The 6,246-nt window shown below is 69.4% G+C and carries 6 protein-coding genes; 2 read left to right on the top strand and 4 right to left on the bottom strand.

From position 1 onward, the window contains the following. Positions 1-36 precede the first annotated feature (36 nt). The gene (locus VG561_RS03920; protein WP_041862938.1) at positions 37-924 is read right to left on the bottom strand and encodes a hypothetical protein; all 888 of its coding nucleotides are present in this window, start codon (positions 922-924) and stop codon (positions 37-39) included. A gap of 93 nt (positions 925-1,017) precedes the next feature. Here VG561_RS03920 and VG561_RS03915 point away from each other — a divergent pair, with 93 nt between their 5' ends. Further along, positions 1,018-2,313 (top strand): acetyl-CoA C-acetyltransferase, encoded by a 1,296-nt coding sequence (locus tag VG561_RS03915; protein WP_087786464.1) that lies wholly within the window; start codon positions 1,018-1,020, stop codon positions 2,311-2,313. A gap of 226 nt (positions 2,314-2,539) precedes the next feature. Here VG561_RS03915 and VG561_RS03910 read toward each other — a convergent pair whose 3' ends face one another. From VG561_RS03910 to VG561_RS03900, 3 genes are all read right to left on the bottom strand, one after another. Next, entirely contained in the window at positions 2,540-3,835 is a 1,296-nt protein-coding gene (locus VG561_RS03910; protein ID WP_423179388.1) for a heme biosynthesis HemY N-terminal domain-containing protein, read from the bottom strand. 6 nt (positions 3,836-3,841) lie between these two features. After that, positions 3,842-4,819 (bottom strand): uroporphyrinogen-III C-methyltransferase, encoded by a 978-nt coding sequence (locus VG561_RS03905; RefSeq protein WP_423179387.1) that lies wholly within the window; start codon positions 4,817-4,819, stop codon positions 3,842-3,844. A gap of 104 nt (positions 4,820-4,923) precedes the next feature. After that, the gene (locus tag VG561_RS03900; protein ID WP_423179386.1) at positions 4,924-5,733 is read right to left on the bottom strand and encodes a uroporphyrinogen-III synthase; all 810 of its coding nucleotides are present in this window, start codon (positions 5,731-5,733) and stop codon (positions 4,924-4,926) included. Between the two features lie 35 nt (positions 5,734-5,768). On the opposite strand from VG561_RS03900, the gene VG561_RS03895 reads away from it, so the two are divergent. Beyond that, a complete protein-coding gene (locus VG561_RS03895) occupies positions 5,769-6,236 on the top strand; it encodes a YiiD C-terminal domain-containing protein (protein WP_005407593.1) in 468 nt (155 codons plus the stop codon). The last annotated feature ends 10 nt before the right edge of the window (positions 6,237-6,246 follow it).

The following is a 6,246-nucleotide window of genomic DNA, read 5'->3' as shown; positions in this document are numbered from 1 at the left end:
GGGCGGGGGCGGGCCGGGGGCCGGCACTACCCGTCTTCAGCGCGCCAGCAGCTCGCGCGCGTCCTGCCCGGCCTCGCAGTGCACGAACAGCACCGGCACGCCGTGCGCTTCCAGCACCGCGGCCATCTGCCGCTGGCGCATCAGGAACTGCTCGTAGATGCCCTGCAGGCGGTCGCAATCGTTCTTGCTGTGGTTGTAGTACGCGCACCAACCCGCCGGATCGAACAGCGCCATGCGTGCCTCGCCATGGGTATAGCGCAGCAGCGGCTCGGGCGCGGCATTGAGCCACTCGTCTTCGCCCGGCGCCATGATCGCGGTCTCGATCAGCGGCCACAGCGCCGCCAAGCCCTGGTTGTCGTACTGCATCGACATCATCGCGGCCAGGTCGTTCACGGTGAAATAGCGCGCGTGTTCGATGCGGGCGCCGAAGCTGTTCTGTGCCATCAACGCGGTGTCGGCATGCGCCATGCCGTTGGCCAGCAGTGTTTCTTCCAGCGCATTGGCCACCGCGTTGGTGGTGGCCACGTCGCTGCCGGTCAGCAGGAACGGCACCACGCGCAGGCCGCCCCCCACCAGGGTCGCATCGGCCTGGAACGGCAGCGGCACATCGCCTGCGGCATCGGTGCCGAAGGCCAGCAGGCGCGGGCCCTGGTTGCGGCCCGGGGCACGCATCTGCAGTTCTTCCAGGCGGCGATGGATCGGCCAGCCCGGGCGCAGTACTTCGGCCGGGTCGAAATGGGCGGCCGCGAACACCAGGTCCAGCTCGGCCACCTGCGGCACCAGCTTGGAAAGGTCACGGCCGACGCGTTCGGCCAGTTCACCGGCCTGTTCAGCGCTGAGCACCGCCTGGCGGGGGATTTCGCCGCCGGCCAGTTCCAGGGCCAGCACGCCAAGGGCATTCATCGCGGGGTCGGGTTTGCTCATGGTTCCACGGTTGGCCCATCACAGGGCGGCAGCTACACTTGGCTCCATTATGCCTGCTCCGCCGTGCAGGCCATGTTGCAGACACCCTCATCCATGCCAGGTATCTCCATGCCCAACGCTCGTCCCGTCGCCATCCTCGGTGGCGTCCGCATTCCGTTCTGCCGCCAGAACACCGCGTATTCGGATGTCGGCAACCTCGGCATGTCGGTCCGTACGCTGGGCGCGCTGGTCGAACGTTTCGGCCTGCACGGCCAGCAGCTGGGCGAAGTGGCGATGGGTGCGGTGATCAAGCACTCCAGCGACTGGAACCTGGGCCGTGAGGCCACGCTGTCCTCCGGCCTGTCGCCGCTGACCCCGGGCATCACCCTGCAGCGCGCCTGCGGCACTTCGCTGGACAGCATCATCACCGTGGCCAACAAGATCGCGCTGGGCCAGATCGAATCGGGCATCGGTGGCGGTTCTGACACCACGTCCGACGTGCCGATCGTCTACGGCAAGAAGCTGCGCGCGCGCCTGCTGGCCGCCAACCGCGCCAAGAGCACCGGCGACAAGATCCGCGCGCTCACCGCCGGCTTCAAGTTCTCCGAGCTCAAGCCCGAGTTCCCGGGCGTGGCCGAGCCGCGCACCGGCAAGAGCATGGGCGACCACTGCGAGGACATGGCCAAGGAATGGAACATCTCGCGCGACTCGCAGGATGAGTGGGCGGTGTCCTCGCACAAGAAGCTGGCCGCTGCCTATGAGCGCGGTTTCTTCAACGACCTGATCGCACCGTTCCGTGGCGTCGAGCGCGACAACATCCTGCGTCCGGATACCTCGCTGGAAAAGCTGGCCACGCTGAAGCCGGCGTTCGACAAGGTCTCCGGCCGCGGCACGCTGACCGCCGCCAATTCCACCCCGCTGACCGACGGTGCCGCTGCGGTACTGCTGGCCAGCGAAGAGTGGGCGCGCGCGCACGGCCATGAGCCGCAGGCCTACCTGCGCGACGCGCATGTCTCTGCGGTGGACTTCGTGCATGGCGAAGGCCTGCTGATGGCGCCGACCATCGCGGTGCCGGAGATGCTCAAGCGTAATGGCCTGACCCTGCAGGACTTCGACATCTACGAGATCCACGAAGCCTTCGCCGCGCAGGTGCTGTGCACCCTGCGTGCGTGGGAGAGCGAGGATTACTGCCGCAACCGCCTGGGGCTGGACGCACCGCTGGGCCGCATCGACCCGGACAAGATCAACCTGCTGGGTTCGTCGCTGGCCACCGGTCATCCGTTCGCCGCCACCGGCGCCCGCGTCATCGCCACCGCCGCCAAGCAGCTGGCCGAACGCGGCGGTGGTCGCGCGCTGGTGTCGATCTGCACCGCCGGCGGCATGGGCGTGGTGGCGATCGTCGAACGCTGATCGCTGCGACCGCGCGCCAACCAAGGTTGGCGACTACCAGAAATGCGTGCTGGATCTGCTGTGGTAGATGCCGACCTTGGTCGGCCGTGAAACGGCATCGCTCGGAAAGGCCACGCGCCAACCAGGGTTGGCGACTAACGGGTCCCGCACATGAAAACGCCGCCCATTGGGCGGCGTTTTTTGCTCCTATGGGTGCCGACCGTTGGTCGGCCTACTTCAGCAGCGGTCACGGCAACCGCGGATTACCGAATTCGTCGCGCTCTTCGTTGGCGTCATACACCGGCGGCTGCACCGCGAGCGGCTGTTCTTCCACCGTGGCACGCAGTGGCGTCTCGCCGCCGCGCACCAGCGCCACGCTGTCCTCGCCGCGCTGCAGGCGCAGCGCATTGGCCAGGCACTGCGCGGCCAGCGCGTGTTCGCCACGCTGGGCGAACAGTTCACCCAGCGCTTCCCACGCCGGTGCACCGGCGCCCGCGGCGATGGCCTCGTGCAGGAACGCATCGGCGGCCTCCCACTGCTGCTGGGCCAGGGCCACGCGGCCCTGCGCCAGGCGCAACGCGGCCGAGCCGTCATGCACGTTGCGCCAACGTGCGAGGTTGGCCTGGCGGGTAGCCAGGCGCTCGGCCGGCAGACGGCCATACAGCGCCACCAGTTCGTCATCCCAGCGCTGGTCCAGGGCCTGTTCCAGCGCCAGCAGCGCCGGCTCGTCCCAGTCCAGCGCCACCGCGCGGCTGGCATAGGCGCCAACCACGTCCGGAGTCGGTCGCAGTGCCTTCGGCGTGGCTTCCCACTGCGCGGCCAGTGCGTTGACGTCGGCCGCTTCCAGCAGCGCTTGTGCAGCCAGGCGTGCTTCCAGTTCACTGCTGGCCTCGGCCGGCAGCACCTTGCTCTGGCGCAGTGCACCCAGCTGGCCATACGCCTCGTGGGCGCGGCCGGCCTGTGCCAGTGCCTCGGTGCGCAGCCACAGGCCACGTGGCGGCAGCGGCTGGATCGCCGCTACGTCCAATGCGTTGATTGCATCCACCGGCAGATCGCGCGCCAGCAGCTGTTCGGCGCGCAGCAGCGCCTGCAGGGTGGCATCACTTTCGCCCAGGCGCTGCAGCAGCGCCTCGCCAGCCGGGCCGTCGGCACGTGCCTGCGCGCTGCGCACGGCGTTGGCCAGCGCCACCGCGCTCACTTCCGGATCCTTGGCGGCACCGTCCAGCAGTTTCTCGGCACGCTGCCACTGGCCGTGCTCATAGGCCTGCAGGCCGTCGATCAGGCGCACCCGGCCCTGTTTGCGGCGGTAGCGGCCCCAGGCGCGGAACGGTGCGGCGATCAGGCTCCACAGCAGCCATAGCACCAGCACCGCGATCACTGTCAGCAGCGCCACCTTCGGCAGGTTGCTGTGGTAGTCGTAGCCGCCGTAGCGCAGGGTCACTTCGCCGAAGCGGTTCAGGTCATCGGCGCCGAGCCATTGCGCAGCGACCACGCCGATGGCCACGGCCAGCAACAGCACGACCAGGGATTGCAGGGGTTTCATGCGGGCTTACCTCCGGTCGGTCTGGGTGCGCAGTTGTTGCAGGGTGCTGCCAAGGACAGCGTCGTTGGCCTGCAGCGGCAGTTCGCGCAAGGCCTTCAGTTCAGCACGTTGCGCGCGCAGGGCTGGTGAATCCGGCCAGCGCCGCTGTGCCCAGTGCTCCACGCGGTCCAATGCGGTATTGCGCCCCGCGCGGTCGCCGCGCTCGATTGCCGCACGTGCCAATGTCAGTTCCAGCTGCAGCGCGTCGTCGGCATTGCGCTGTTCGGCGGCGGTCAGCGGGCCGTTCTGGCGGCTCGGCGTGATGTCCACGAACGGCGCCAGAGCTGCCTGCCACCAGGGTTTGGCGGTGCTGCTGCCGGTCGTGCTGGTGATCTGCGAAGGCAGGCCCTGCAGTGCCCTGCCCACAGCATCCAGGCGCTGCAGCGACTGCACGCGGGGGCCGCTGCCGAGCGCATCCAGTGCCTCGCGCTCCTGCACCAGCGCCTGACGCAGGTTCAGGCCATCACTGTCGGGCAGTTCGGCCAGTGCCGTCGCGGCCTGGGCGTACAACCGGCGTGCGCCTTCCACATCGTCGGCGTAGTTCAGGCGCTGCGCGGCCTGGGTCAGCAGCAGTTCGGCCTCATCGCGCTGTACCGCCTGGCGGCCCTGGTTGGCGCTGTCGGCCAGCTTGGCCAGGTTCTCTTCCAGCAATGCGCTGCGCTGGGAAAGGCCCAGCATCTCGTCGCGCAGCACGCGGTTGGTGGCGGCCGCGTCCTGCAGGCGCTGGCTGGTCGCGCGCTGGTCACGACGCAGCGCATCCAGCGTGGCCTCCAGGCCCTTCAGCTGGACAGCCGTGGTCTGTGCCTGCGCTGCCTGTTCGTTCTGTTGCTGTTGCCAGACATACCAGCCGGCATAGCCGCCCACGCCGAGCACGACCACACCGGCCAGCGGCAGCAGCCAGCGCACGGGTCGACGGGGCGGGGAAACGGGCGGAGTGTCGTTCATCGGGCTTCCTTGTCGGCAACGTCGCCGGTCGGGGGCCGGCAGGCCGCGTTGTGCACAGCATCACTGTTGCCGACGACAGCGGCAAGCGTGACCCACGTCCCTGTTCAGGTCGCTGCCGGGACGGTGAGCGTGGCGTGTGCGGCCGCCACCAGCTGCGCGCTGGTGGGGCCTGCCGCGCGCACGACATGCTGCAGGCCCAGTGCCCGGGCCTGTTCGCCGAGGCGATCACTGGCCACCACGGCAGTCGCGTGCGCCTGCAGACGCTGCAGCAAGGGCGGCGGAAGCTGCTGCCAGAAATGCTGCAGCGCTTCGCCACTGCTCACCGCAAGCATCCACGGCTGCGCTGAATGCGCCAATCGGGCCAGCGCACGGGGCGGCAGGTGCAGAAGGCGACGCTGGTAGATGTCGGCACGTTCGATTGTGGCGCCGGCCGCCTGCAGCTGCGCGGCAATCAGGCCACGCCCGCCGGGCGCGGTCACCAGGCCGATGCGCAGGCCCTGTACGTCAGCCAGCACCGGCAGCGCCAGCAGGCCTTCACTGTCCATCCGCTGCGGCGCATGCACCACGGTGATGCCGTGTGCCCGCAATGCGCGCGCGGTGCCTTCGCCGACGGTCAGCCACGGGCTGCGCTGCGCCTCGGCCAGCGGCAGCAGGGTGGCGGCCGCGGTCACGGCGGCCGGGCTGGTGAACACCACCCGATCACAGTTCAGCGCGCGTTGCAGCTGGCGCAGCACGGGCGTGCCGTTCAGGCGCTGCAGGCGCCAGGGTGGCAGGGCCAGGACATGCCCGCCCAGCCCAGCAACGGCGCGGCGCAGCGCCACATTCTGGCCCTCCGGGCGCAGCGAGATCAGGGTCCAGCGCGCGCCGGAACGGGTGGCGCCAGTGGGTATCGTATGGTCGGCCATTGCCTGCATTATGCGGGCCCTTCGTTGTCGTGGTCGCTGCTCCGATGTCCGTTGATGCCCTGACTTCCTCGTTGGCCGCCCTGCAGGACGTGCTGGACTGCATGCCGGCGGTGCGCGCCATGCAGATCCAGCTCGACGGCTATGCCGATGGCGTGCTGCGCATCACCGCGCCGCTGGCCGCCAACGTCAACGACAAGGGCAACGCCTTCGGCGGCAGCCTGGCCTCGGTGCTGACCCTGTCCGGCTGGGCGCTGGTCAGCCTGCGCCTGCGCCTGGCCGGCCACGATGCCGAGGTCTACGTGGCCGACAGCAACCTGCGCTACCTGGCCCCGGTCTACGAAGACCTGCACGCCCACGCCGAAGCGGCCGAGGCCACCGGTTGGGATGCCTTCCTGAACACCTTCCGGCAGCGCCGCAAGGCCCGCATCAGCATCATCGCCACCCAGCCCGGCGCCGATGGCAAGCCCGCCGCCGAATTCAGCGGTCGCTTCGTTGCCTTCGCCAAAGGGTAGGATGGCAGGC

The sequence above is a fragment of the Stenotrophomonas sp. CASM110 genome (assembly GCF_049384345.1).
Classification (GTDB): Bacteria; Pseudomonadota; Gammaproteobacteria; order Xanthomonadales; family Xanthomonadaceae; genus Stenotrophomonas; species Stenotrophomonas muris.
Note: the sequence above shows the minus strand (reverse complement) of the source record. Positions and strands in the feature narration are given on the sequence as shown.

What these genes read in the sequence shown, in the direction of transcription:
- VG561_RS03920 (WP_041862938.1), bottom strand. Translation starts at nt 924, where the DNA reads ATGAGCAAACCCGACCCCGCGATGAATGCCCTTGGCGTGCTGGCCCTG.
- VG561_RS03915 (WP_087786464.1), top strand. Translation starts at nt 1,018, where the DNA reads ATGCCAGGTATCTCCATGCCCAACGCTCGTCCCGTCGCCATCCTCGGT.
- VG561_RS03910 (WP_423179388.1), bottom strand. Translation starts at nt 3,835, where the DNA reads ATGAAACCCCTGCAATCCCTGGTCGTGCTGTTGCTGGCCGTGGCCATC.
- VG561_RS03905 (WP_423179387.1), bottom strand. Translation starts at nt 4,819, where the DNA reads ATGAACGACACTCCGCCCGTTTCCCCGCCCCGTCGACCCGTGCGCTGG.
- VG561_RS03900 (WP_423179386.1), bottom strand. Translation starts at nt 5,733, where the DNA reads ATGCAGGCAATGGCCGACCATACGATACCCACTGGCGCCACCCGTTCC.
- VG561_RS03895 (WP_005407593.1), top strand. Translation starts at nt 5,769, where the DNA reads ATGTCCGTTGATGCCCTGACTTCCTCGTTGGCCGCCCTGCAGGACGTG.